We start from the raw sequence: 22,897 nt of genomic DNA on the forward strand, positions 1-22,897 counted from the left end.
TCCCCGTCTGGGGGGTTATCGGCGGTGTTGGGGGCCTCCGTCGGCCGGCACCCGGCTTGGGTGCCGGCCGGCGACTGCGAGCTATGCGCGGTCGGTGACGATCATCTCTCCCGGACCACGACGAAGTCGGCGAGCGCCACGAACTGCGCCCGGACGGCGGCGGGCATCTCCACCGCACCGAGCGCCTCCATCGCGGTCGCGTGCTGGCGGCGGGCCTCCTGCGAGGTCCAGTCCCGGCCCCCGGCCTGCTCGATCAGCGCGGCGCGGGTGGCGAACTCCTCCTCGGAGAAGTCGGCGAACTCCGCCTCCGGCTTATGCGCGTCGGCCGCCAGGATCTGGGCCAGGTGCTCGGAGTCCGGTCCGCCCGCGGCCAGGGCGGCGACCACCGGCAGCGACTTCTTGCGCTGCCGCAGATCGCTCCAGGTGCGCTTGCCGGTGGCCTCCGGGTCGCCCCAGATGCCGAGCAGATCGTCGACGGCCTGGAAGGCCAGCCCGAGGTGGTAGCCGTAGCGCTCCAGGGCGTCGGCGGTGCGGTCGTCGGCCCCGCCGAGGACGGCGCCGATGGAGGCGGCGCAGGCGAGCAGCGCACCGGTCTTGTTGCCCTCCATCTCCAGGCACTCCTCGACCGTCACCCGCTCACGGTGCTCGTAGGAGATGTCCTGGGCCTGACCGTCGATCAGGTCCCGGCTGGCGGAGGTGAGCCGGCGGGTCGCCCGCCCGGCCTCCGCGGTGCCCAGTTCCAGCAGTATTTCGTTGGCCAGGGCGAACAGGGCGTCCCCGACCAGGATGGCCTGGGCCGGACCGTGCACCTTCCACACCGTGTCGCGGTGGCGGCGCTGCTCGTCGCCGTCCATCAGGTCATCGTGGAGCAGCGAGAAGTTGTGGACCAGCTCGACCGCGACCGCACCGGGCACCCCGGTCTCCGGGGCGGCACCGGCCGCCTCGGCGGACAGCAGGGCCAGCGCGGGGCGGACGGCCTTGCCGCCGTCGCCCGCGGTGGGGTGGCCCTCGGCGTCGATCCAGCCGAAGTGGTAGGCGGCGACGGTGTCCATGGGCGGGGCGAGCCGGCCCACGGCAGCGCGCAGCACCGGCGTGGCAAGCGTGCGGCCGCGCTCCAGCAGCGCGTTCACGCTCGCGGTGTCGACAGCTGGGGTCGCCGGGGTCACGGGCTCTCCTCTGTTCTCTGTGGTGGTGCTCATGCCGCCTCCTCGGGCGTCTCCCCACCGGGGGCGGGAAGGTGATTCACATGCGGGCGGCCGATGTCGGTGAGGGCCGCGCGGGCGGCGGACAGCCCGCTGCGCACGGCGCCCTCCATGGTCGCGGGCCAGCCGGTGGCGGTCCACGCACCGGCCAGGTAGAGGCCGGGCGCGTTGGTGGGGGCGGACGGCCGCAGCCGGCCGACGCCCGGGACGGGGGCGAACGTGGCGGTGCGCTCCCGGGTGACGAAGAAGTCCCGCACCGCCGCGCCGCGGGCGGCGGGCAGCAGCCTCTCCAGCTCGGGCAGATAGCGGGCGCGCAGCTCGGCCACCGGACGGTCGATGTCCTCATGGGCGGCGGACTGCGACACCGCAAGGTACTGGCTCCGCCCGGCGCCGGGGGTCTGCCGCAGCCCGGAGGCGTCCGTGCGGTCGAAGACCCACTGGACGGGGCTGCCGAGGGCGGCGAAGAACGGGCGGCGCAGCACGGTGCGGTCGTAGATCACATGCAGATTGAGGATGGGCGCGGTGCCGATGCGCAGCAGCCGGCCGGGGTCGTCGAGGGCGCCGTCGGGCAGCAGGGCGTGGGCATCGTGCTGCGGTACGGCGAGCACCACGGCGTCGGCGTCGTCCAGCGGGCGGGTGGCGGCGGCCCCGTCGGCGGGGTGCGGGCGCCAGCGGCCCTCGGGTGTGCGGGAGACGGCGGTCACCCGGGTGCGCAGCTCGGTGCGGACGCCCGCGGTGTCCAGCGCGGCGCGGGCGAGGGTGTCGTGCAGCTCACCGAGCGGGGCGCGGGCCCAGCCGATGTCGGCGGCGCCCGCCTCGGAGAGCAGTCCGGTCTTGAAGACCATCGCGGCCAGACCGAGCGAGGCATGGGCCGCGGTGGCGTTCAGCGTGGCCACACCGACCAGGTCCCACAGGGCCTCGACGGCGCGCGGCGACTGGCCGTGGCGGTGCAGCCAGCTCGCGAAGTCCTCGCCGTCCAGGGCCGGGTCCTCGGGATCCAGCCGCCCCAGGGCGAGCGCGGCACGGCCCACCCGGGCCCGCTCGGCGAGGGAGAGATGCGGATAGCCGGCCAGACTCGCCGCCAGGTGCAGCGGCACCGGCAGGGCGGTGCGGCGCAGCCGGCCGAGCCGCCGCCCGGGACGGCCCTCGGCGTCCAGTACGGGAACGTCCAACCGGCTCTGGAGCGGGGCGAGTCGGGCCGCGCCCAGCCGGTCGAGCAACCCCTGGTAGGCGGTGCAGCAGCGCAGATACACATGCTGGCCGTTGTCGACGGTCAGCTCCCCCGCGGCCGAGGAGCGGCGGAAGGAGAAGGCGAGGCCGCCCAGCCGGGGGCGGCCCTCCAGGAGCGTCACCCGCATCCCGGCGTCGACGAGGGCGAGCGCCGCCGTGGTACCGGCGAGACCGCCGCCGATCACCAGGGCGGTGCGGCCGCGCGCGGCACCCTCCGGCCGGGGCGCGCCCCGGTGGCCGGGCCGGACGAGGGGAGCCGTCATCGATGCGTCCCCCCGGTCCTGCGGCGCGCGACCGTGCGGGCGTCGAGTCCGGCGAGGCCGCGCACCGCGACATACGCCTTCTCGTGGGCGGGCAGCGAGACGCGGCCGCGCAGGACGGCCGCCGGGTCCCGGGCGATGCGGTCCAGCAGCCGGCGGTAGATGCCCGCCATGGCGGCCACACACGCCCCGCTGCGGCGGTCCAGCAGCGGCAGCAGCCGGAAGCCCTCGTCGAACAGCGCGCGGGCCCGCCGCACCTCGAAGTGGACCAGTCCGGAGAAGTCGGCGTCGGGCGGGGCGGTGGAACGGCGGAACGCGGCGGAGCAGCCGAACTTGGCCAGGTCCTCGGCGGGCAGATAGGTCCGCCCGGCGGCCGCGTCCTCCCGGACGTCCCGCAGGATGTTGGTCAGCTGGAGGGCGAGGCCGAGGGTGTCGGCGTACTCGGGGGCGCGGCCGAGCTCGTCCTCGCTGTGCCCGGCGGCGGGCACGGTCCCGAAGACGCCGAGGGAGAGCCGTCCGATGGCACCGGCCACACAGCGGCAGTAGACCTTGAGGTCGTCCCAGGTCTCGTAGGTCCGCCCGGCCACGTCCATCAGCACGCCGTCGATCAGCTCCTCGAGCCCGCCGAGCGGGATCGGGAAGCGGTGCGCGGCGTGGGCGAGCGCGACGGCGACCGGATCGGTGTCGTCCTCGTCGATCCCGCCGCTCTGGATCCGGCCGAGCAGGGTGCGGGTGCTCGCGAGCCGGGCGCGCTTGGTCTCGGCGTCGAGGGCTCCGTCGCCGATGTCGTCGATCCGGCGGGAGAAGGCGTACAGCGCGGACATCGCGTGACGCTTCTCGGTGGGCAGCAGCCGGATGCCGTAGGCGAAGTTGCGGGCCTGGTGCCCGGTCACGGCCTCGCAGTAGCGGTACGCCGCGAGCACCGGCGCGGACGCGTGCGGAGATCCGTCCACGGTCCGGCTCACCCCTCTCTTCGCAGTGTCGCCCCCACCTCGCGCAGCAGGCTGAGCTTGGTGGGCCTGGGCGGTCCAGGGAGTACGTCGTGTCCCGCGGCCGCGACCGCCCGCAGGGCGGCCCTCCCCCCGGCCACGAATCCGGCCAGCAGCACCCTCAGTCTGCCGTGGACGCTACCCACCAGCGGGGTGCCTTCATTCAGCAGGTCCCAGGCGCGTTCGGCCTCGAACGCGACCAGGGCACGCACCGATGCGCCTGCGGTGGGAGCGGTGAGATCGGACTCGGTCACCCCGAAGCGTTTCATGTCCTCGGCGGGGAGGTAGACGCGGTCCCTGCGCAGGTCCTCGGCCACGTCCTGGAGGTGCTCGACGATCTGGAGGGCGGTGCAGATCGCGTCGGAGCGGCGGATCCGCTCGGGGCTCGCGGTGCCGGTGATCCCGAGGACGAGCCGCCCCACCGGGTTGGCCGACAGCTCGCAGTAGTCCAGGAGCTCCTGGTGGGTGGCGTACCGCCGGACCCGCTGGTCCTGGCGGTTGGCCTCGATCAGGCCGAGGAAGGGGCCGGGGGTGAGGCCGTGGGCGCGGACGGTGGGGCGCAGCGCACGCAGCAGCGGATGGCGCGGGGTGGCGGCGGGATCGAAGACCCGGCGCAGATCGGCCTCGAAGGCATCGAGCAGGGCCGGGGTGTCGTCCGCGGCGGCCCGGTCGAGGCCAAGCAGCTCCGCGTCGGCCCCGCCGGGTGCGAGGTCGCCGTCGCCGATGTCGTCCACCAGCCGGGCGAAGCCGTAGACGGCCATCAGGTCGGTGCGCCAGGCGCGCGGCAGGAAGAAGGGGGCGACGGGGAAGTTCTCGTGCGCGGCCTTGGCGAGCACGGCGCGGGCGGCCTGCTGCTCGCCGCTCGGGGTGCTCGACGTGGTAGAGGAACGGCTGCGCTCGTCCTCGACGGTCACCGTGGACAGCCAGCGTTACGGGCGAGGCCCAGGACGCCGTGCGGGTCCCGGCGACCGGGGCCCGTGGGAGCGCTGGAGAGGGGCCGTGTAGCCAATGCCGTCACATCCCCCGTTCTACACCGGTTGGCAGGGTCGGCACGATCCGGACACGCCGCTCCGCCACGTCAAGGGCGTCCGGCCCGGAGCCCCCGATCAGGGGACAACGGTCCGGTGCCGGCATGATCCGGATGGGCATTGCTCCAGCTTACGCCTCGCGGTGTACGGATGTACGGGGGTACACCCCCATGTGCCCCCTTCGCGCCCCCGTGCGGGGACGCGGCCGGGGCCCGGGTTCCGGGCCCGGTGCGCGGGGACCTCCGGCCGTCAGCCGACCTTCTCGTAGAACTCCTCGATGTCGAGCACCTCGCACAGGCTGCGCAGCTCGAACTCGAAGAAGGACTGCCCCTCGGCCAGGGCGAAGGACATATGGCCGAGCGCCTCCATGGAGATCACCCCGTACAGCCGCACCCAGCAGCGGAGCATGACCGCGATGGCGCCGGGCGGCATGTCCACGTCCTGGTCCTCGCTGAGGGTGGCCAGCTGACGGGTGAGCCCGGCGTCGAGCTCGGAGCCCTCGGGCGCGGGGAACCCGCGCAGCCGCCACAGGTCGGAGACCAGATCGGAGAAGACGGAGCCGAGGACCAGGCCCATATGGCGCTCGGGCTTGGTCTCCTCGCGGCCGAGCCCGGGGGCCCACGGCCCCAGGATGAGCCCGAACTCATGGGGGTGCTTGATCGCCCAGATCCGCAGCGCCCGGGAGCCGCTGATCAACCTGCGGCCGGGCTCGTCCTCCGGGAGCTTGCCGAGGACACCGCGCATGAAGCGGGCCATCTCCTCGAAGATGTCCACCCGCAGTTGGAGGATGAGCGCATCACGGCTACTGAAGTAGCGGTAGACGGCCGGCGCGGTCATGCCCATCTCGCGCGCGATGGCCCGGATGGTGACGTTCTCCGGGCCCTCCTGGACCAGGAGCGTCCGGGCCACGTCCTTGATCTCGCGGATGGTCGCGATGCGCAACCGTTCGCGCCGTGAATACGGTGCGACGTGCGCTTCCCCTGGCGACACGCGTCCCCCTCCCTGATCCCCCGCCGCTCGGCAACCCGGCGTACAGGCACACGATACAGCGCCTCTGTTTAGTGAACAGCAGCAGCGGCGGTGCCTCTGGTTCACACATGGGGGCGACCGCACCCCGGCGGCCGTCCGGGGCCGGCCGCACGGCCCGCCGGGCGGCTGGTCGGACGGCTCCGCGACACCTCCGGGAACCCCAACATCCGTCCCGCGTCAATCAGTTCGAGAGAGGAAATCCACATCCTGGACATGTGTTCAGGGGTTCCCTCCTCCGGTTCACCAGCGGAAGACTGGCTACCCGCCAGTCAACGTGTGTGACCGGCCATGAAACAGTTGACAGGCGCCATTGTCGCCGCTCTATAGTGAACACTCGTAGCTGAGGTGAATTTGAGTTTTGCTCACCTCGCGACACCTGACGAACGGACGGAACCGGGGATTCCAAATTCGTTCCGCGCTGTTGCGCCAGGAGTAAAATGAAGACACGGGGGGATACGTGCACGCACGGTCATTGAACGATCTGGTAGACGGCTGCCTTGATGGGGATCAGGACTGCTGGAACCGGATCGTCGAACGGTATGCGCCACTCATCTGGGCCATCGCCCGATCACATCGACTCAGTCCGGCCGACTGCTCGGACGTCAGCCAGGCGACCTGGATGCGGGTCGTACAGCATCTGGACAAGCTGCGCTCGCCCGAGCGGCTGGCGCAATGGATCTCCACCTCGGCACGCCGGGAGAGCCTCAAGCACCTGGAGAAGTCGGGGCGGAACATTCCGGTCGGCGGGGCCGAGGCGTTCGACCGCCCCGAGACCTCGGCACCCCAGCCGGAGGACGCCGCCCTCGCCCGGGAGCGGGACGACGAGGTCTTAGCGGCCTTCTGCTCGCTCACACCGAAGTGCCAGGCGCTCCTGGGCCTGTTGGTGACGGACCCGCCGATGTCCTACGACGAGATCAGCGAGACCCTCGCCATGCCGCGCGGTTCCATCGGACCGATCAGGTCGCGCTGTCTGGCCCATCTGAAGAAGATCCTCCAAGAGCAGAGTCGGGTGGAGAAAAGCGATTCCGCCCTGGTCTCCCACATCCGGGCAGCCGGTCTGCGCGCCTACGCGGTGAGCCGCCGGACTACGCCTGAGAAACTCGGGCCGAACGGCTCTCGTGGACCTCGTCCTTCAGGTCCTCCGTCCCGTCTTCCGCATTCTCGTCCGCACCACGACGAGTCGCGTTTTCTCTGAAAAGCGCCTGCGCATTCTCGATCACCTCACGGGGCACCGGACCGAGAGCATCGGACAGTCGTCCCAACAATTCCGCTTGCTCATGATCCATCGCTTGGGCTCCCAACTGCGCGACGGCGGGCACGTCCCATACCACATCCGTCGGCCTCTGATCTCAGCGGTTCAATCTACAACAACTCATTCAGCTTCACCATTGTGTATCAACGTCTTTACCAGCTGGTTGAGTTGTCGTGACTCATATTGCGGCGTACTGCCGTTCTCGTCATACTGCCCACCCTCCCGTCCGGGTCATCCCTACAGATACGCCAGGTGACGCCGTGGATACACGGCTCAGCCGTTCGGGTGACAGGGACCGTACGACGAGGCCCCGCCGGAATGATCCGGCGGGGCCTCCTCGTACACCGCGGGCGGGTGGGGCTACTTGCCCGTCTCCTTCTCATACGCCTTGATGACCTCGTCGGTCGGGCCGTCCATCAGCAGCTCCCCCTTCTCCAGCCACAGCACCCGGTCACAAGTGTCCCGGATGGACTTGTTGTTGTGGCTGACGAGGAAGACCGTACCCGCGTCCTTGCGCAGCTCGCGGATCCGGGCCTCGGAGCGCTTCTGGAACTTCCGGTCACCGGTGGCCAGCGCCTCGTCGATCATCAGCACATCGTGGTCCTTGGCCGCGGCGATCGAGAAGCGCAGCCGGGCCGCCATACCGGAGGAGTAGGTACGCATCGGCAGGGTGATGAAGTCACCCTTCTCGTTGATACCGGAGAAGTCGACGATGCCCTGGTAGCGCTCGCGGATCTGCTCCCGCGACATCCCCATGGCCAGACCACCGAGTATCACGTTGCGCTCGCCGGTCAGATCGCTCATCAGCGCCGCGTTCACACCGAGCAGCGACGGCTGGCCGTCGGTGTAGACCTTGCCGCGCTCGGTCGGCAGCAGCCCCGCGACGGCCTTGAGGAGGGTCGACTTCCCGGAGCCGTTGGAGCCGATCAGACCGATCGACTCACCGCGGTAGGCGACGAAGGTGACCCCGCGCACCGCGTGCACCTCACGCATCCCCGGGGCGTTCTTCCGGCGGACCATCCGGCTCAGGGCGGCGGTGGCGCTGCCCTTGCCGCGCGGGCCGCCGTTGACCCGGTAGACGATGTGCACGTCATCGGCGATGACCGTGGGGATGCGTTCCCCCGCGGCGGTCGTCGAGGTGACCTCGCTCACTGCGCCCACCTTGTCCGCCGGACCGTCCTTGGCGGCCTTGTCGAGAATCTGCTCAGCCACGGCCGTACTGCTCCTCTGCCTTCCAGAAGTACACGAAGCCACCGACACCGACCAGCACCGCCCAGCCCAGGGCCAGCGCCCAGACGTGCGGGGGCAGGGCCTGAGGCAGGCCGTCGATCAGCGCGTAACGCATCAGGTCCATGTAGACCGCCGCCGGGTTCGCCAGCAGCACGTCCGAGACCCAGGAGTGCGCCCCGGCCTTGTTGAGCATGTGCTCCAAGGGGTACATCACACCGGACGCGTACATCCAGGTACGCAGGACGAACGGCAGGAGCTGCGCCAGGTCGGGGGTCTTGGACCCCATCCGCGCCATGATGAGCGCCACACCGGTGTTGAAGACGAACTGCAGCAGCAGCACCGGGACGATCAGCAGCCAGGACAGGTCCGGGAAGTGCCCGAAGCCCAGCAGCACCACCAGCAGCACGATCATCGAGAACAGCAGCTGCTGGAGCTGCTGGAGCGAGAAGGAGATCGGCAGCGAGGCCCGCGGGAAGTGCAGCGCCCGCACCAGGCCCAGGTTCCCCGAGATCGCCCGCACCCCGGCCATCGCCGAGTTCTGGGTGAAGGTGAAGACGAACACACCCGTCACCAGGAACGGGATGTACTGCTCGTTCTCCAGCCCGCCCCTGCCGCCCAGCAGCAGGCCGAAGATGAAGAAGTACACCGCGGCGTTCAGCAGCGGGGTCGCCACCTGCCAGAGCTGACCCAGCTTGGCCTGGCTGTACTGGGCCGTGAGCTTGGCCTGCGAGAAGGCCAGGATGAAGTGACGCCGGCCCCACATCTGCCGGACGTAGTCGCCCAGCCCCACCCGGGCACCGCTGACCTCCAGCCCGTGCTTACGGGCCAGCTCGGCCGGGGACAGGCCGTCGTCGGGTGAGGTGGGACTCACGGCGACCGCACTGTCGTGCGTAATCTCGCTCACAGTTGACACTTTCGTCCTCAGGGTGCGCTGACAGGGGCGGCGCCCCGGGTCGCGCCCGATGCGTATCAGTTACGAGCTTGTCAGATGACCGGAGGGCGGCCCAGTCGGGTCAGGCGCCATACCGTACGCCACTTCATGGGCCGGCGGGGACCGCACGAGGTCTTCCAGCCCTCACGGAACCCGCCCAGCCAGGCACGGAGCGCGGTCTTCGAGGGACGCCTGGCCAGCGTGAGCAGCAGCCAGACACCCAGGTAGACCGGTACCAGCAGGGCGGGGAGGTTGCGCCGGGCCAGCCAGACCCGGTTGCGGGCCACCATGCGGTGGTAGACCGCGTGCCTGCTCGGGGCGGTGGTCGGGTGGTGCAGCACCATGTCGGACCGGTAGTCGATCATCCAGCCGGCATCCAGCGCCCGCCAGGCGAGGTCGGTCTCCTCATGGGCGTAGAAGAACTCATCCGGCAACCCGCCGACCTGCTGGAACACCGTGGTGCGGACCGCATTGGCACCGCCCAGGAAGGTGGTGACCCGGGAGGACCGCATCGGGTCCGAGGCGCGCAGCCGGGGTACGTGGCGACGCTGGGTGACACCGGTCTCGGGATCGGCGATCCGGAAGGAGATGATCCCCAGCTTCGGGTCCGCGCTGAACGCCTGACGGCACAGTTCGGCCGTGTCGACCCCGGGCAGCAGCCCGTCGTCGTCGAGGAAGAGCAGTACATCGACTTCTGATCCGCCCGGTCCGAACGCCTCGATACCGACATTGCGGCCCGCCGGGATGCCCACGTTCTCGGGCAGCTCGACGGTCCGTACGCCTTCGGGGAGCTCGGGCAGCGGCGAACCGTTGCCCACCACGACCACCTCGATCGGATCGCCGTCCTGCTTGGCGACCGAGTCGAGCAGGGCGCGCAGCTCCTCGGGGCGGTTGCCCATGGTCAGGACAACCGCGCCGACCGTCATCGTGGCGCCGCTCACTTGAGCCTGCTCGACGCGAGGATGGACACGAGGTGAAGAAGGGTTTGCAGTACGGCGATACCCGCCAGTACGGCAACGCCCAGCCGGGTGAAGAACAGGTCGCCGCGCACCTGGTCCGCGACCGCGGCCGCGAGGATGACCAGCGACGCCTCGACGCCGAGCACCAGCCGGTGGAACTTCAGCGCCGCGGCCGCCTTGCGGGCCAGCGCCATACCGGACGAACGCGGCTCGGAGGCCGCCTCCTTGACCGGCGGAAGACCGCCCTGGTGCCGGGCCACGCCGACGAGGTCGGTCTCGGCCTTGATCAGGATGGCGCCGAGGGCGGCGAGCGTGCCGAGGAAGGCCCACAGCCAGTCGATCCGCCCGGAGCCCCACAGATCGGCCGCGCGCAGACCGAAGCCGACGAGCACCGCGGCGTCGCACAGATAGGCGCCGACGCGGTCCAGGTACACACCGCTCAGCGAGAACTGCTTCTTCCAGCGGGCTATCTCACCGTCGACGCAGTCCAGCAGCAGATAGAGCTGGACCATCAGCACACCGAGCACGGCGCCCACGACCCCGGGCACCAGCAGGGCCGGGGCGGCGAGGACGCCGAAGACGGTCATCAGATAGGTCAGCTGGTTGGGCGTGACCCGCGTGTTCACCAGGTACCGGTCGCAGCGCAGCGAGATCTCGCGCATATAGAGGCGCCCGGCCCAGTGCTCACCGCTCCGCCGGTCCTTCACCCCCGCGGGGTGAACGACCGGGCGGAGTTCAGCCACTGATGGCTTGACTGACTGCTTTGGCATAGTCGGCGTATGCGTCCCTGATCGCGTCGGATGAGAGGTCGAGGTGCTCGAGGATGGTGTAGCGCCCGGGGCGGGTCTTCGGAGCGAACTCCACCACCTGCACGAACTCATCGATGGTGAAGCCGATTTCCTCGGGCAGCACCGGGAGTCCGTGCCGGCGCAGCACCTGGGCCATGAACACCGACTCCTCGTGCGCACCGCGCAGGTGCATCGCGAAGGCACCCCCCAGTCCGCACTGCTCGCCGTGGCTCGCCGCGCGCTTGGGGAAGAGGAGGTCGAAGGCGTGGTTGATCTCGTGGCAGGCACCGGAGGCCGGACGGGAGTCCCCCGCGACCGACATCGAGATACCGGTGAGCACCAGACCCTCGGCCAGCACCTGGAGGAAGCCGTCGTCGCCGACGCCGCCCGGGTGCCGCAGCACGGCCTCGCCCGCCTGGCGCGCCATCGCGGCCGCGAGGCCGTCGATCTGCTCGCCCGTCTCGCGGTTGGCCAGCTCCCAGTCCGCGACCGCGGAGATGTTGGACAGGGCGTCGCCGATACCGGAGCGCACGAAGCGCACGGGGGCCTCGCGGATCACATCGAGGTCGATGACCACGGCGATCGGGTTGGGCACCCCGTACGAGCCGCGGCCCGCGTCGTTGTCGAGGGTCGCGACCGGTGAGCACAGACCGTCGTGCGAGAGGTTGGTGGCGACGGCGACCAGCGGGAGGCCGATGCGCGCCGCGGCGAACTTCGCACAGTCGATGATCTTGCCGCCGCCGAGCCCCACGACCGCGTCGTAGTGGCCGGACTTCATGGCGTCGGCCAGCTTGATCGCGTCATCCAGGGTGCCGCCCCCGACCTCGTACCAGCTCGCGCCGGGAAGGGCCGGGGTCAGCCGCTCGCGCAGCACGGCTCCGGAGCCGCCGCTGATCGCGATGGCCAGCTTGCCGGAGGACGAGATCCGCTGGTCCGCGAGGACGCCCGCCAGGTCGTCCAGAGCGCCCCGGCGGATGTCGACGACCAGCGGCGAGGGGATGAGCCTCGTCAGTACTGGCACGCGATCTCACGGCCCTTCGCCAGATCGTCATGGTTGTCGATCTCGACCCACTTCACCTCGCCGATGGGGGCCACGTCGACCTTGAAGCCGCGGTTGACCAGCTCCTGGTAGCCGTCCTCGTAGTAGAGGTCGGGGTCGCGCTCGAAGGTGGTCTTCAGCGCGTCGGCCAGGTCGGCGGCGGCCTCGCCCTCGATGAGGGTGACGCCGATGTACTCACCGGTCGCCTCGGCGGGGTCCATCAGCTTGGTGATCTTCTGGACGCCCTTGGCGGGGTCCACGACGACCTTCATCTCCTCGTCGGCGAGCTGCTTCACCGTGTCCAGCGCGAGGATGATCTTCTGGCCGTTGCCGCGCGCGGCGAGCAGGGTCTTCTCGACGGAGACCGGGTGCACGGTGTCGCCGTTGGCGAGGATCACCGAGTGCTTGATGGCGTCACGGGCGCACCACAGGGAGTAGGCGTTGTTCCACTCCTCGGCCTTGTCGTTGTCGATCAGGGTGAGCTTGAGGCCGTACTTCTGCTCCAGGGCCTCCTTGCGCTCGTACACGGCCTCCTTGCGGTAGCCGACGACGATCGCCACCTCGGTCAGACCGATCTCCGCGAAGTTGCCGAGGGTCAGGTCGAGGACGGTGGTCTCGCCTTCCTTCCCTTCGGGTCCCACGGGCACCAGGGCCTTGGGGAGGGTGTCGGTGTAGGGGCGCAGACGCCGTCCGGCGCCGGCGGCCAGCACGAGGCCGATCATGCGGGTTCTCCTGTTTCGTCGTGTACTGCGGGTGCTCCGGAGGACACCCAGAAGCGGACGCTCTCGATGAGCACCGCCAGCGCGAAGGCCGCCGCGAACGCGGTCAGCGCGAGGGTGAAACCGTGGTTCTGGTCGTGCAGCAGGGCGGCGGCGACCGTGACCGCCAGGATCCGCCCCTCGTGCCCGCCGATCGCCCGTACCAGCCAGTGCGGCGGCGCCCCGGTGCCGCCGCGGATGCGGTACACCGTGTCGTAGTGATGGTAGGCGACCGCGGCCACCAGGCCGAAAGCCGCCGGCAAGGCACCGTTCGCCTCGGAGCGGGCGGCCAGGATCAGGATGGTGCCGTATTCGGCGGCGCGGAAGACCGGCGGCACCAGCCAGTCCAGCGGGCCGGTCAGCGGCGCGGCCACGGCGAGGCCCGCGCACAGCGCGTATCCGCCGGCCGCGGCCACCGGCAGCCAGCCGCCGGGAGCGGCCGCGGCGCAGGACACCAGCAGCGCGGCGCCCAGGGCCGCGAGCAGCGGGGCCAGGAAGCCGCGCGGGCGGCGGGCGGCCACCTTGGCGATCAGTTCGGCCACGGGTCCGGAGTCCGCCAGCTCCGCCAGCGCCCGTGCCGCGCGCTCGGTGCGCTCGGCACGGCGGGTGAGCGAGCGCAGCACCCGGCCCGCGGTGGTGTAGCAGGCCGCCAGCGCACAGCCGAGGATCAGGACCCAGAGGGTGATGCGGGGCGTGGTGCACGCGGTGAGCACGGCGATCATCGCCCAGCGCTCACCGATCGGCAGCACGATCATCCGGCGCAGCCAGACCGTCCAGCCGACGCTGTCGAGGCGGTCGGAGAGGGCGGCGGTGGGGCTGCTGTTGCCGGTGGCGTCGTGGTTGGCCTCGTTGAAGGAGAAGTCCACGACATGGCGGCAGGTCTGGAGGACCATCGCGCCCAGCGCGAGCGCCCAGACGTCGTCATGGCCGCCGCCGCGGGCGGCACCGAGGGCGAGCCCCGCGTAGTACGCGTACTCCTTGGCCCGGTCGAACGTCGCGTCCAGCCAGGCGCCGAGCGTGGAGTACTGCAGCGAGTAGCGGGCCAACTGGCCGTCGGTGCAGTCGAGGACGAACGAGGCGAGCAGCAGGACCCCGGCCGAGATGAAGCCGGGCCGGGTGCCGGTGGCCGCGCAGGCCGCCGCGATGAGGGCGGTGAGCAGGGAGGCGGTGGTGACCTGATTGGGGGTCAGTCCGCGCCGGGCGCACCAGCGGGCGATGTAGCGCGAGTAGGGGCTGATGCAGAAGGTGGTGAAGAAGCCGTCGCGCGACTTCACCGCGGTGCGCAGCCGGACGCGCTCGTCGTCGACCGCGTCGACGGCGTCCCGGGTCCGGGCGCGCTCCAGGGTGTCCCCGGGCACCGCGGCGACGAGCACACCGAGCTCGGGCCGGTGCGGGGTGACGCCCTCGGCGCCGAGGGCGGTGGCGAGGTCGTCGGGCAGCACCGCGCCGGTGGCCGTCGTCACACCGGCGGCGTGGAGCTCACCGTCGGCGGGGGCCGGGCCGGGGGCCGCGGGCTCCAGGGCCGGTACGGCGGCCGTCTCCGGGGCGGGAGTGGCGGTTGTCACCACGCGGCTGAGCGCGGCGCGGGCCTCGGGCTGGACGCCGAGCGCGCCGGGTACGGCGGCGGCGGGGAAGCGGGGGTCGGTCAGCGCCAGGCGCAGCGCGTGGACGTGGCCCACGAAACGGGCGTCGACGAGGGCGACCCGCTCGCGCGCCGGGACGGCGGCGAGCTCCGCCGCCGCTCCGGCCGCGTCGCGCGTCCTGCGCACGTCGAAGCCCAGCGACCGCAGGTCGTCCTCGAGGGACGAGCCCGCGACCGGGTCACCGGTGAGAATCGCGGTCGGCAGACGAACTCACTCCTTGGCAGCTGACGAGGTGGCCGTGCCGTGTGGCACAGGCCCAGGGCCCTCCGGGCAACGGGCATCGCACGCCCCGGCCCCGGGCGGGGCGGGCGGCACGTCGGCAGAGGCTATCGGATCGAGGGAAGCGCCCGTTCACCGCACATTCATCGCCCGATCGGGGGAACGATCGCTTCCACCCCGCCGTCGATCATCATGGTGGATGGCGGCTGTCCACGACAAACCCCGAGGGCCCGGCGACGGTGGATAGGGTGCGGTCATGACATGGCTGATCACAGGTGGTGCCGGATACATCGGTTCGCATGTCGTGCGGGCCATGGCCGGGGCGGGTGAGTCCGTGGCCGTGCTCGACGACCTGTCCAGCGGGGTCCGGGACCGGCTGCCCGCCGGGGTGCCGCTGGTGCACGGGACCACGCTCGACCGCGAGCTGCTGGACCGCACCTTCGCCGAGCTGGAGGTGACCGGCGTGGTGCACCTCGCGGCCAGGAAGCAGGTCGGGGAGTCCGTGGAGCAGCCGCTGCGCTACTACCGCGAGAACGTGCACGGCCTCACGGTGCTGCTGGAGGCGGTGGTCGCGGCCGGGGTCGGCAGCTTCCTCTTCTCCTCCTCCGCCGCGGTCTACGGCACGCCGGATGTGGAACTGGTCACCGAGGACCTGCCCTGTGCGCCGATCAATCCCTACGGGGAGACCAAACTGGCCGGGGAATGGCTGGTCAGAGCGGTGAGCCGGGCCCATGGGCTGTCCACCGGCTGTCTGCGCTACTTCAATGTGGCCGGTGCCGCCCGGCCGGAGCTGGCGGACACCGGGGTGTTCAACATCATCCCGATGATGTTCGAGCGGATCACCCATGGTGAGGCCCCGCGGATCTTCGGCGATGACTACGCCACCCCCGACGGCACCTGTGTCCGGGACTACATCCACGTCGAGGATCTGGCCTCGGCCCATCTGGCGGTGGCCCGGCGGCTGGCCACACAGCCGGAGCCGGGCGATCTGACCGTGAACATCGGCACCGGTCAGGGTGTCTCGGTGCGCGAGATGGCGGATCTCATCGGAGAGATCACCGGACGTCCGGAGCTCAGCCCGGTGGTGGAGCCGCGGCGGGCGGGCGATCCAGCCGCGGTCGTGGGGTCCACCGAGCTGATCGCCAAGGAACTGGGCTGGCACGCCCGCCACGGGGTCCGCGCGATGGTGGAGTCGGCGTGGGAGGGCTGGTGCCTGCACCACCCTCAGGCGCGCGGCTGACCCGTGCGGCGCGGCTGACCGCCGGTCCCGCCCCCGGCCGTAGTTCACTGGTTTCAGGGGACGGCGGTGCGGGAGGAGGGCCGTAGAGGCATGGGTGCGGGTCACGACCACGGCCGCGGCCTGGCCACCGCGGGCGCCGCCCACCGGTGGCGGCTGCGGATCGCGCTGGCGATCACCGTGGCGGTGATGGCCGTGGAGGTCGTCGGCGGACTGCTCGCGGACTCACTGGCGCTGCTGGCGGACGCCGGGCATATGGCGACCGACGCGCTCGGGCTGGCGATGGCACTGCTGGCGATCCACTTCGCGGGCCGTCCGCCCAGCCCGCGCCGCACCTACGGCTATGCCCGCGCGGAGATCCTGGCCGCGCTCGGCAACTGTCTGCTGCTGTTCGGCGTCGGCGGCTACATCCTCTACGAGGCGGTACTGCGGTTTCTGCACCCCCCGTCCACCGACGGCGGGCTGACGATCGTCTTCGGCGCCATCGGCCTGGCCGCGAACGCGGTCTCGCTGGTGCTGCTGGTCGGCGGGCAGCGGGAGAGCCTGAACGTCCGCGGCGCCTATCTGGAGGTGCTGGCGGACGCGCTTGGCTCGGTGGCGGTGCTGGTGTCCGCGGTGATCATCCTGACCACCGGATGGCGGACGGCCGATCCGATCGCCTCGCTGCTGATCGCACTCATGATCGTGCCGCGCACCTTCAGACTGCTGCGGGAGACGCTGAACGTGCTGCTGGAGGCGGCGCCCAAGGACGTCGACATGGACGCGGTCCGCGCCCATATCCTCGCCCTCCCCGGGGTCGAGGGGCTGCACGATCTGCATGTGTGGACGATCACCTCCGGTATGCCGGTGCTCTCCGCCCATGTGGTCGTCGACCGCGGGGCGCTGGGCGAGGTGGGCCACGAGGAGATGCTGCACGCCCTCCAGGGCTGTCTGGGACGTCATTTCGACGTCGCGCACTGCACGTTCCAGCTCGAACCGGGTGGGCATGCTGATCACGAAGCCAAGCTGTGCCACTGACGCTGCGCCACTGACGCGAACCAGGGGTACATGTGCGGCAGACTTGAACGCTCAAGAGTCGCAACGACGAGGATGCTCATGCCGATCACACCGCCCAACGGCCGCTCCGCCGAGACCGCTGCGCCCCCCGCGCCGAACGGTTCCACCGAACCGATCATGCTTGAGCTGGTCGACGAGGACGGCACGACGATCGGCACCGCGGAGAAGCTCTCCGCGCACCTCGCCCCCGGCCGGCTGCACCGGGCGTTCTCCGTCTTCCTCTTCGACGAGGCCGGACGGCTGCTGCTGCAGCGGCGGGCGCTGGGCAAGTACCACTCCCCCGGTGTGTGGTCCAACACCTGCTGCGGCCACCCCTACCCGGGTGAGCCGCCGTTCGTCGCGGCGGCCCGGCGCACCGGTGAGGAGCTGGGGGTGGCGCCCGCGCTGATGCGCGAGGCGGGCACGGTCCGCTACAACCATCCGGACCCGGCGTCCGGGCTGGTGGAGCAGGAGTACAACCACCTCTTCGCGGGGCTGGTCCGGGCGACGCCCGCCCCGGATCCGACGGAGATCGGCGAGACCGCCTTCGTCACCCCTCAGGAGCTGGACCGGCTGCGCGCCGACCATCCGTTCTCGGCCTGGTTCCCGACGGTGCTGGACGCGGCCCGGCCGGCGATCCGGGAGCTCACCGGGGCGGCTGCGGGCTGGTAGGAGCCCCTGCGGGAAGCAGCGGCAGGGCGGCCCAGACCGCCTTGCCGCCGTCCGCCGTGTGGTCCACGTCGTAGACCCCGCCGGTCTCCTCGGTGATCGCCTGGACCAGCAGCAGGCCGCGCCCGCCGGTGCCGCCCTGGTCGGCGGCGAGCGCCACCGGGCGGTAGGGGTGGTTGTCCTCGACGGCCACCCGGACCCAGTCCGGGCCGATGGACACCTCGACGGCGATCTCCGGGGAGAGCAGCGCGGCGTGCCGCACCGCGTTGGTCACCAGCTCGGAGACGATCAGCAGCAGATTGGGCACCAGCTCGCCGTGGACCGGCACCCGCTGACGGATCAGCAGGTCGCGCACGGCGTGCCGGGCCTGCGGTACGGAGGAGTCCAGGGCGGGCGCCGTGAACCGCCACACCCCGTCGTAGACGGGAGGTCTGCGCGGCGGCGCGTGTCCCTGCTCCGAGGGGATTCTTCCGACGATCTCCATGTCCGATACCCACCCATCGCCGCGGCCCGACCACCACTCCCGTCGAGTGTTGGGAATCCGTTGGTACGGACCGGCGAACTGATTAGAAGTTAACGCCTATCGATTGCTTTTGATCGTTGGCGTATGCCAGCGTCACGCGAAGGATCATTCCCGCCCGCCTGGGGCCAACCCTGGTGAACATCCCTAGTCCGGGATGTCCCGACCGGCCCGGATACGATCCGCCGCATGGAGCCCTGTCTGCAGCACCGCATCGCCGACGGCATAGCGACCGTCGTCATCAGCAACCCCGCCAAGCGCAATGCGATGACTCCCGGCATGTGGCACGCCCTGCCCCCGCTGCTGACCCGGCTCGCCGCCGACCCGGCCGTCCGCGCGCTGGTGCTCACCGGCGACGGGGACACCTTCTGCGCGGGCGCCGACATCGGGGCGCTGAGCACCAGCTTCGAGGAGACCACCGGGGCCGCGCTGCCCGCCGAGGAGGCCCTCGCCGCCTTCCCCAAGCCGACCCTCGCCGCGGTGCGCGGCTCCTGCGTGGGCGGCGGCTGCCAGCTCGCGGCCGCCTGTGATCTGCGGTTCGCGGAGGAGGGCGCCCGGTTCGGGATCACCCCCGCCAAGCTGGGGATCGTCTATCCCCCCGGCTCCACCGGGCGGCTGGTGGAGCTGGTCGGACCGGCGACCGCGAAGTACCTGCTGTTCTCCGGGGAGCTGATCGACACCGGCCGGGCGCTGCGCACCGGGCTGGTGGACGAGGTGCTCCCGGCGGGCGGTCTGGACCAGCGGGTGGCCGAGTTCACCCGGGTACTGGTCGCGCGGTCCCCACTCACCCAGGCGGCGGCGAAGGAGTTCGCGGCCGGTCCAGCGGATCCGGAGCGGGTGGCCCACTGGCGCGAGCAGGCGCGGACCAGCGGTGAGGCCGAGGAGGGCGTGGCCGCGTTCCTGGCCCGCCGGACCCCCCGGTTCCGCTGGACGCCCCCGGCGGGCTGAGGGCCGTACCGACCGGTCGGAAGCCCGGCCTTCCGGCACCTCCTACCTGCCGGTAACGTGCGGCGTATGACCTCACTCCCCGAGCGCGCCGCACGCCGCTGTCACACCGTCGTCAACCCGCTCCACTCGGCCGTCTACTTCGCCCCGGACTACGGCCATGAACTCGCCCGGCTGGGCATGGAGGAGCGCGGGGCCGTCTACTTCGTGAGCCGTGCGGCGGCGTTCGGGCGGGTCGGCGCGGGGGTCGTCACCGCCACCTTCTACAACTTCAAGCACGAGCTCATCGCCCGTCATCTGCCCAAGGTGTGGGACGTGATCTCCCCCGAGGCCGCCCTGGAGGCCCGGCTGCGCGCGGCCGACTCGGTGCTGCGGCGGGTGCTGGGCGACGAGACCGTCGCGTCCAAGGAGATGGCCGAGGCGGCCGAGCTGGCCCTGCGCGCCACGGAGGCGTGTTCCCGCGCCGCCCGCCCGCTGTACGCGGCGCACGCCGACCTGCCCACCCCGGACGCCCCCCATCTGGCGTTGTGGCACGCCGCCACGCTGCTGCGCGAACACCGCGGCGACAGCCACCTGATGACGCTGGTCGGCGCCGGACTCGACGGGGTGGAGGCACTGGCCAGCCACGCCGCGTCCGGCAAGGGCATGTCCCCCAAGTGGATCCTGCGCACCCGCGGCTGGAACGAGGACGAGTGGACCGCCGCCCAGGACCGGCTGCGCGACCGCGGGCTGCTGACCGCGGACAACGAGCTGACCGACGCGGGCACCGAGCTGCGCGCCGCGCTGGAGAACGAGACGGACCGTCTGGACGCGGCGCCGTACGAGCACCTCGGCGCGGCGGGCGTGGCCCGGCTGACCGAACTGGCCGGGGCCTTCACCACGACCGCCCTGGAGCGCGGCGCCTTCCCCGCCGACCTCATCGGCAAGCGCTGACCGCCCTCGGCGACCCGTGCCCCGGCCGTCCGTGACCCCGGTCGCGGACGGCCGGGGTTTGTCGTGCCCGGGTCGGGATACCCGATGAATGTGCGCGATCGGCCGCCCTGAACCGGGTGCTCAACCGCGCGCCGCGCACGCCGGCGAGTGCCCGTGCCCCGCGTACGTGCGGCGCCCGGCGGCGGTTGCCGATCCGACGCCAGCAACTGATTGGAGAATCTCGTGTTCCGCGCCATCGCCGACGTTTTCCGCGCCATCGGTTCCACCCTCGCCGCCGTGGTGACGCTCCCCTTCCGGGCCGTGGCCCGCCTCTTCGGCGGTGCCTCGGACACGGTGCGCGGTGGACGCCGCCGTCACGTCTGACCCTGCGTCCGCCCCGCCGTAATCCGCCGCCCGCGACCGCTTCGTCGGTGCCACCTGCCACAATGCAGAGGCAGTGCAGACCGGAAGCGGAGCGTGATCGTGACGACGTCCATCGAAGGCAGGATCGCCGAAGAACTCGGCGTACGGGAACGGCAGGTCAAAGCCGCCGTCGAGCTGCTCGACGGCGGCTCTACCGTGCCGTTCATCGCGCGCTACCGCAAGGAAGCGACGGAGATGCTCGACGACGCGCAGCTGCGCTCCCTCGAGGAGCGGCTGCGCTACCTGCGCGAGCTGGAGGAGCGGCGCGCCGCGATCCTGGAATCGGTGCGGTCCCAGGGCAAGCTGGACGAGGCCCTGGAGGCCCAGATCCGCGGCGCCGACTCCAAGGCGCGGCTGGAGGACATCTACCTCCCCTTCAAGCCCAAGCGCCGTACCAAGGCGCAGATCGCCCGTGAGGCGGGTCTGGAGCCGCTGGCCGACGGGCTGCTGGGCGATCCCTCCGTGGAGCCCACCGCCGCCGCGGCCGCCTTCGTGGACGCCGACAAGGGCGTCGCGGATCCCGCCGCCGCGCTGGAGGGCGCGCGGGCCATCCTCACCGAGCGGTTCGGGGAGGACGCGGACCTCATCGGCGAGTTGCGCGAGCGGATGTGGGAGCGCGGCCGGGCGGCCACCAAGGTGCGGGAGGGCAAGGAGGAGGCGGGCGCCAAGTTCGCCGACTACTTCGACTTCTCCGAGCCGTTCACCGAGCTGCCCTCGCACCGGGTGCTGGCGATGTTCCGCGGTGAGAAGGAGGAGGTCCTCGACCTCGCCCTGGAGCCCGCCGGTCCGGGTGACGAACCGGAGGACGGCCGCACCTCCTACGAGCAGGCCATCGCCCGGCGGTTCGGTATCGCGGACCGCGGCCGCCCGGCCGACCCGTGGCTGCTGGACACGGTCCGCTGGGCCTGGCGCACCCGGGTCCTGGTCCATCTCGGCATCGATCTGCGGCTGCGGCTGCGGCAGGCAGCCGAGGACGAGGCGGTGCGCGTCTTCGCCGCCAATCTGCGCGATCTGCTGCTCGCCGCCCCGGCGGGCACCCGCGCCACGATGGGCCTCGACCCCGGCTTCCGCACCGGTGTGAAGGTGGCCGTCGTGGACGCCACCGGCAAGGTGGCCGCCACCGACACCATCTACCCGCATGTCCCCCGCAACCAGTGGGACGCGTCCCTGGCCACCCTGGCCCGGCTGGCACGTGAGCACGGCGTCGAGCTGATCGCGATCGGCAACGGCACGGCCTCCCGCGAGACCGACAAGCTGGCGGGCGATCTGTGCGCCAACCACCCGGAGCTGGGGCTCACCAAGGTCATGGTCTCGGAGGCGGGCGCCTCGGTGTACTCGGCCTCGGCCTTCGCCTCCCAGGAGCTGCCGGACCTCGATGTCTCGCTGCGCGGCGCGGTGTCGATCGCACGGCGGCTCCAGGACCCGCTGGCCGAGCTGGTGAAGATCGACCCCAAGTCGATCGGTGTCGGCCAGTACCAGCACGACCTGTCCGAGGTGAAGCTCTCGCGCTCGCTGGACGCGGTGGTCGAGGACTGTGTGAACGGCGTCGGAGTGGACGTCAACACCGCCTCCGCCCCGCTGCTCAGCCGGGTCTCCGGGATCGGCGCCGGGCTCGCCGAGAACATCGTCTCCCACCGCGACGCCAACGGCCCCTTCCGCAGCCGCACCGCACTCAAGGGCGTGTCCCGGCTCGGCCCCAAGGCGTACGAGCAGTGCGCGGGCTTCCTGCGGATCCGCGGCGGCGACGATCCGCTGGACGCCTCCAGCGTGCACCCCGAGGCGTATCCGGTGGTGCGCCGGATGGTCGGCTCGGCGGGCGGCGAGGTCACCTCGCTGATCGGCAACACGGCGGTGCTGCGCGGTCTGCGCCCCGACGAGTTCGTCGATGACGCCTTCGGTCTGCCGACGGTCACGGACATCCTCAAGGAGCTGGAGAAGCCGGGCCGCGACCCGCGACCCGCGTTCAAGACCGCCACGTTCAAGGAGGGCGTCGAGAAGATCGGCGACCTGACGTCCGGGATGGTCCTGGAGGGCGTGGTGACCAACGTGGCCGCGTTCGGTGCGTTCGTGGACGTCGGGGTGCACCAGGACGGTCTGGTCCATGTCTCCGCGATGTCCAAGACGTTCGTCAAGGACCCGCGGGACGTGGTGAAGCCGGGTGACATCGTGCGGGTGAAGGTGCTGGACGTGGACATCCCGCGCAAGCGGATCTCGCTGACGCTGCGACTCGACGACGAGGCGGGCGGCGGGTCCGGTGGCGGCGGTGGCCGCGACCGGGACCGGGGCCGCGCCGACAACGGACGCTCGGACAAGGGCCGTTCGGACAACGGCCGCGGACCGCGCGGCGGTGGCCGCCGGGGCGCCCCGCAGCAGCGCCAGGGCGGCCGCGGCGGCGGCCGTGACGCCGCCCCGGCGAACGGCGCGATGGCCGACGCGCTGCGGCGGGCGGGTCTGCTGGACCCCAAGCGACGCTGACGGACACGGCGCGATACCGCGATACCGCGATACGCGGAGGACAGGTGGCCCGGCGAGCACAGCTCGCCGGGCCACGGCCGTTGCCGCCCCCGGGCCGGCCGGGGACCGGGGGGGGGCGGGCCGG

At 71.6% G+C, this 22,897-nt stretch carries 21 protein-coding genes; 8 read left to right on the top strand and 13 right to left on the bottom strand.

Features of this window, described 5'->3' with window-relative positions; genetic code table 11:
- Positions 1 to 101: 101 nt before the first annotated feature.
- The 5 genes from NMK44_RS13975 to NMK44_RS13995 all read right to left on the bottom strand — a co-directional run bounded on the left by NMK44_RS13975 (position 102) and on the right by NMK44_RS13995 (position 5,651).
- Complete coding sequence (locus NMK44_RS13975) at positions 102 to 1,199, bottom strand: polyprenyl synthetase family protein (RefSeq protein WP_254742486.1); 1,098 nt, start codon at positions 1,197 to 1,199, stop codon at positions 102 to 104.
- Complete coding sequence (gene hpnE, locus NMK44_RS13980) at positions 1,196 to 2,695, bottom strand: hydroxysqualene dehydroxylase HpnE (RefSeq protein WP_254742489.1); 1,500 nt, start codon at positions 2,693 to 2,695, stop codon at positions 1,196 to 1,198. Before hpnE ends, NMK44_RS13975 begins: the two co-directional genes overlap by 4 nt.
- Positions 2,692 to 3,657, bottom strand: a complete 966-nt coding sequence (hpnD, locus tag NMK44_RS13985) for a presqualene diphosphate synthase HpnD (RefSeq protein WP_374215267.1) — start codon at positions 3,655 to 3,657, stop codon at positions 2,692 to 2,694. Before hpnD ends, hpnE begins: the two co-directional genes overlap by 4 nt.
- On the bottom strand, positions 3,654 to 4,517 hold the full coding sequence (gene hpnC, locus NMK44_RS13990) for a squalene synthase HpnC (RefSeq protein WP_254742632.1): 864 nt from the start codon (positions 4,515 to 4,517) through the stop codon (positions 3,654 to 3,656). The genes hpnD and hpnC overlap by 4 nt, the downstream gene beginning before the upstream one ends.
- Before the next feature lie 441 nt (positions 4,518 to 4,958).
- The gene (locus NMK44_RS13995) at positions 4,959 to 5,651 is read right to left on the bottom strand and encodes a TetR/AcrR family transcriptional regulator (RefSeq protein WP_254742495.1); all 693 of its coding nucleotides are present in this window, start codon (positions 5,649 to 5,651) and stop codon (positions 4,959 to 4,961) included.
- A 544-nt stretch (positions 5,652 to 6,195) separates the two neighbouring features.
- On the opposite strand from NMK44_RS13995, the gene NMK44_RS14000 reads away from it, so the two are divergent.
- Positions 6,196 to 6,933, top strand: coding sequence for an RNA polymerase sigma factor (locus NMK44_RS14000; RefSeq protein WP_254742498.1), 738 nt, complete (start codon positions 6,196 to 6,198; stop codon positions 6,931 to 6,933).
- A 417-nt stretch (positions 6,934 to 7,350) separates the two neighbouring features.
- Here the strand turns inward: NMK44_RS14000 and NMK44_RS14005 are convergent, their stop codons facing one another.
- From NMK44_RS14005 to NMK44_RS14035, 7 genes are all read right to left on the bottom strand, one after another.
- Positions 7,351 to 8,151, bottom strand: coding sequence for an ABC transporter ATP-binding protein (locus NMK44_RS14005; protein WP_254742635.1), 801 nt, complete (start codon positions 8,149 to 8,151; stop codon positions 7,351 to 7,353).
- A gap of 43 nt (positions 8,152 to 8,194) precedes the next feature.
- Positions 8,195 to 9,124 (bottom strand): ABC transporter permease, encoded by a 930-nt coding sequence (locus tag NMK44_RS14010; RefSeq protein WP_254742501.1) that lies wholly within the window; start codon positions 9,122 to 9,124, stop codon positions 8,195 to 8,197.
- Between the two features lie 80 nt (positions 9,125 to 9,204).
- Positions 9,205 to 10,077 carry a glycosyltransferase family 2 protein gene (locus NMK44_RS14015; protein ID WP_254742637.1) on the bottom strand — a complete coding sequence of 291 codons (873 nt, stop codon included), beginning with the start codon at positions 10,075 to 10,077 and terminating at the stop codon, positions 9,205 to 9,207.
- Positions 10,078 to 10,088: 11 nt separating this feature from the next.
- Complete coding sequence (locus NMK44_RS14020; protein WP_254742504.1) at positions 10,089 to 10,880, bottom strand: CDP-alcohol phosphatidyltransferase family protein; 792 nt, start codon at positions 10,878 to 10,880, stop codon at positions 10,089 to 10,091.
- Positions 10,846 to 11,919: an iron-containing alcohol dehydrogenase family protein gene (locus NMK44_RS14025; RefSeq protein WP_254742507.1), complete on the bottom strand. Its 1,074-nt coding sequence runs from the start codon at positions 11,917 to 11,919 to the stop codon at positions 10,846 to 10,848. Before NMK44_RS14025 ends, NMK44_RS14020 begins: the two co-directional genes overlap by 35 nt.
- Positions 11,907 to 12,659: a phosphocholine cytidylyltransferase family protein gene (locus tag NMK44_RS14030; RefSeq protein WP_254742510.1), complete on the bottom strand. Its 753-nt coding sequence runs from the start codon at positions 12,657 to 12,659 to the stop codon at positions 11,907 to 11,909. The genes NMK44_RS14025 and NMK44_RS14030 overlap by 13 nt, the downstream gene beginning before the upstream one ends.
- The gene (locus NMK44_RS14035; protein WP_254742640.1) at positions 12,656 to 14,542 is read right to left on the bottom strand and encodes a DUF5941 domain-containing protein; all 1,887 of its coding nucleotides are present in this window, start codon (positions 14,540 to 14,542) and stop codon (positions 12,656 to 12,658) included. Before NMK44_RS14035 ends, NMK44_RS14030 begins: the two co-directional genes overlap by 4 nt.
- 271 nt (positions 14,543 to 14,813) lie before the next feature.
- Here NMK44_RS14035 and galE point away from each other — a divergent pair, with 271 nt between their 5' ends.
- The 3 genes from galE to idi all read left to right on the top strand — a co-directional run bounded on the left by galE (position 14,814) and on the right by idi (position 17,501).
- Entirely contained in the window at positions 14,814 to 15,797 is a 984-nt protein-coding gene (gene galE / locus NMK44_RS14040) for a UDP-glucose 4-epimerase GalE (protein WP_254742513.1), read from the top strand.
- A 90-nt stretch (positions 15,798 to 15,887) separates the two neighbouring features.
- Entirely contained in the window at positions 15,888 to 16,811 is a 924-nt protein-coding gene (locus NMK44_RS14045) for a cation diffusion facilitator family transporter (protein ID WP_254742515.1), read from the top strand.
- Between the two features lie 78 nt (positions 16,812 to 16,889).
- Positions 16,890 to 17,501 (top strand): isopentenyl-diphosphate Delta-isomerase, encoded by a 612-nt coding sequence (gene idi, locus NMK44_RS14050; protein ID WP_254742517.1) that lies wholly within the window; start codon positions 16,890 to 16,892, stop codon positions 17,499 to 17,501.
- Here the strand turns inward: idi and NMK44_RS14055 are convergent.
- Positions 17,476 to 17,982: an ATP-binding protein gene (locus NMK44_RS14055; protein WP_254742519.1), complete on the bottom strand. Its 507-nt coding sequence runs from the start codon at positions 17,980 to 17,982 to the stop codon at positions 17,476 to 17,478. The two genes, idi and NMK44_RS14055, sit on opposite strands and share 26 nt — an antisense overlap.
- A gap of 225 nt (positions 17,983 to 18,207) precedes the next feature.
- On the opposite strand from NMK44_RS14055, the gene NMK44_RS14060 reads away from it, so the two are divergent.
- The 4 genes from NMK44_RS14060 (at position 18,208) to NMK44_RS14075 (ending at position 22,773) form a co-directional block, all read left to right on the top strand.
- Positions 18,208 to 18,966 carry an enoyl-CoA hydratase/isomerase family protein gene (locus tag NMK44_RS14060; RefSeq protein ID WP_254742521.1) on the top strand — a complete coding sequence of 253 codons (759 nt, stop codon included), beginning with the start codon at positions 18,208 to 18,210 and terminating at the stop codon, positions 18,964 to 18,966.
- Between the two features lie 66 nt (positions 18,967 to 19,032).
- On the top strand, positions 19,033 to 19,896 hold the full coding sequence (locus NMK44_RS14065) for an SCO6745 family protein (protein ID WP_254742523.1): 864 nt from the start codon (positions 19,033 to 19,035) through the stop codon (positions 19,894 to 19,896).
- Positions 19,897 to 20,118: 222 nt separating this feature from the next.
- Positions 20,119 to 20,259, top strand: a complete 141-nt coding sequence (locus tag NMK44_RS14070; RefSeq protein ID WP_254742525.1) for an LPFR motif small protein — start codon at positions 20,119 to 20,121, stop codon at positions 20,257 to 20,259.
- 99 nt (positions 20,260 to 20,358) lie between these two features.
- Positions 20,359 to 22,773 (top strand): Tex family protein, encoded by a 2,415-nt coding sequence (locus NMK44_RS14075; protein WP_254742528.1) that lies wholly within the window; start codon positions 20,359 to 20,361, stop codon positions 22,771 to 22,773.
- Positions 22,774 to 22,897 lie beyond the last annotated feature (124 nt).

It is taken from the genome of Streptomyces cucumeris, from assembly GCF_024295805.1.
GTDB lineage: Bacteria > Actinomycetota > Actinomycetes > Streptomycetales > Streptomycetaceae > Streptomyces > Streptomyces cucumeris.

Excerpts from the sequence above, each read along its gene's own strand:
- NMK44_RS14045 (WP_254742515.1), top strand. The coding sequence starts at position 15,888 with ATGGGTGCGGGTCACGACCACGGCCGCGGCCTGGCCACCGCGGGCGCC.
- NMK44_RS14015 (WP_254742637.1), bottom strand. The coding sequence starts at position 10,077 with ATGACGGTCGGCGCGGTTGTCCTGACCATGGGCAACCGCCCCGAGGAG.
- NMK44_RS14055 (WP_254742519.1), bottom strand. The coding sequence starts at position 17,982 with ATGGAGATCGTCGGAAGAATCCCCTCGGAGCAGGGACACGCGCCGCCG.
- NMK44_RS13975 (WP_254742486.1), bottom strand. The coding sequence starts at position 1,199 with ATGAGCACCACCACAGAGAACAGAGGAGAGCCCGTGACCCCGGCGACC.
- idi (WP_254742517.1), top strand. The coding sequence starts at position 16,890 with ATGCCGATCACACCGCCCAACGGCCGCTCCGCCGAGACCGCTGCGCCC.
- NMK44_RS14030 (WP_254742510.1), bottom strand. The coding sequence starts at position 12,659 with ATGATCGGCCTCGTGCTGGCCGCCGGCGCCGGACGGCGTCTGCGCCCC.
- hpnE (WP_254742489.1), bottom strand. The coding sequence starts at position 2,695 with ATGACGGCTCCCCTCGTCCGGCCCGGCCACCGGGGCGCGCCCCGGCCG.
- NMK44_RS14065 (WP_254742523.1), top strand. The coding sequence starts at position 19,033 with ATGACCTCACTCCCCGAGCGCGCCGCACGCCGCTGTCACACCGTCGTC.
- NMK44_RS14020 (WP_254742504.1), bottom strand. The coding sequence starts at position 10,880 with ATGCCAAAGCAGTCAGTCAAGCCATCAGTGGCTGAACTCCGCCCGGTC.
- galE (WP_254742513.1), top strand. The coding sequence starts at position 14,814 with ATGACATGGCTGATCACAGGTGGTGCCGGATACATCGGTTCGCATGTC.
- NMK44_RS14060 (WP_254742521.1), top strand. The coding sequence starts at position 18,208 with ATGGAGCCCTGTCTGCAGCACCGCATCGCCGACGGCATAGCGACCGTC.